This is a genomic window from Citrobacter sp. Cf136, from assembly GCF_030333815.1.
GTDB lineage: Bacteria > Pseudomonadota > Gammaproteobacteria > Enterobacterales > Enterobacteriaceae > Citrobacter > Citrobacter freundii.
Map to the genome: position 1 here is coordinate 1 of NZ_JAOWFE010000019.1, position 1,235 is coordinate 1,235.

2 protein-coding genes are annotated in these 1,235 nt (G+C 49.0%); both read left to right on the forward strand.

The window, feature by feature from the left end:
- Positions 1-127: 127 nt before the first annotated feature.
- Positions 128-319, forward strand: coding sequence for a Rop family plasmid primer RNA-binding protein (locus OGV98_RS00530; protein WP_286550926.1), 192 nt, complete (start codon positions 128-130; stop codon positions 317-319).
- Entirely contained in the window at positions 319-750 is a 432-nt protein-coding gene (locus OGV98_RS00535; protein WP_286550923.1) for an excisionase family DNA-binding protein, read from the forward strand. The genes OGV98_RS00530 and OGV98_RS00535 overlap by 1 nt, the downstream gene beginning before the upstream one ends.
- Positions 751-1,235 lie beyond the last annotated feature (485 nt).

Genomic DNA, 1,235 nt, shown 5'->3' on the forward strand with positions numbered 1-1,235 from the left:
TACTGCCAACCTTATTTATCACTTAGAAAGATCCGTCCGCTCGCCGCAGACAAGTGACCGAGCGTAGCGAGCGAACGGTCGAGGAAGCGGAAAAGAACCGGAGATGACTTGGAGCACTGACGCTGTGATGACAAAGCAACAGAGAACGGCATTGAATATGGCTAAATTCATTCAGGTGCAATCCCTGCTTTTGCTGGAGAAGCTCAACGAACTGGATCTCGATACTGAGGCCGATCTGTGCGAAAAACTGCATGAGGATGCGGAACAGCTCTTTCGCACTCTGGCTATTCGTCTGGATGATTTTCAAGAGGATTTGTAATGGCCCGTGTATCCATTAGCGAAGCGGCACGTCTTGTCAGTGTCAGTCGCCCGACAATTTACAAGCTACTTAAGTCTGGTGAACTAAGTTACACCTCAGTTGTAAAGCATGGCAAATCCGTAAAAACCATTGATACGGCTGAGCTTATTCGTGTTTTTGGTGCTATTGAGGTTGTAAATGTTGCTAAAAGTGACACTGTAAAATTTGACGGCATGCCTACATCGGTTAACAGTGATTTTTTACAGTCTTTACAGCATCAGTTAACGCTTTTACAGGCAGAGAATGCCGGGCTTAAAGATGCGGTGAATGCACGGGATGAGCACATCAGTTCACTTCGTCAGGCCATGCAACTTCTGGAGCATAAACAGAGCGCTTCTGACCCGCAGAGTGTTCCTGCTAAGTCCTGGTGGCAATTCTGGAAATCCCATTGAGCCATTACCACGCATTCCGGTCATAGCGTTCGACCAGCCGCCAGGTTATCACCGGATATGGATGCTTATACTTTCCCATCTGACCACTTTGCCCGCATGTTTGATTCCTGATGGCTGAGAAAGGCCAAAAAATCGTGTCACACCCCACGCAGTATACACTGCTCAGCCGGAAGCCTTGCCAGCAAAGGCTTCCGGGGGTATACCACCCCTTGTATGAAATTGTATACCTGCATCTGTTTTTATGCCGTTAAAGCCAGTCGTAGCAAGGTCTGAAGGGTGTATACCAGGTGGTGACTGGCATGGTATACCCGAAACCCTGCCCTGAGGGCTGCTATGCCGCACAGGATAAGGGATTGCGCCTTGTATACCCTTTTTCTGTTTGTGTGACGCGATATCAGCATCTCACTCTGCCCGGTGTAATGGATAAAAGATTTGTCATGGCTGCGCCCCGACACCCTGCCAGCGCCTCACGACCCCGCAATAAA

Coding starts and splice junctions, on each gene's coding strand:
- OGV98_RS00530 (WP_286550926.1), top strand. CDS start 128: ATGACAAAGCAACAGAGAACGGCATTGAATATGGCTAAATTCATTCAG.
- OGV98_RS00535 (WP_286550923.1), top strand. CDS start 319: ATGGCCCGTGTATCCATTAGCGAAGCGGCACGTCTTGTCAGTGTCAGT.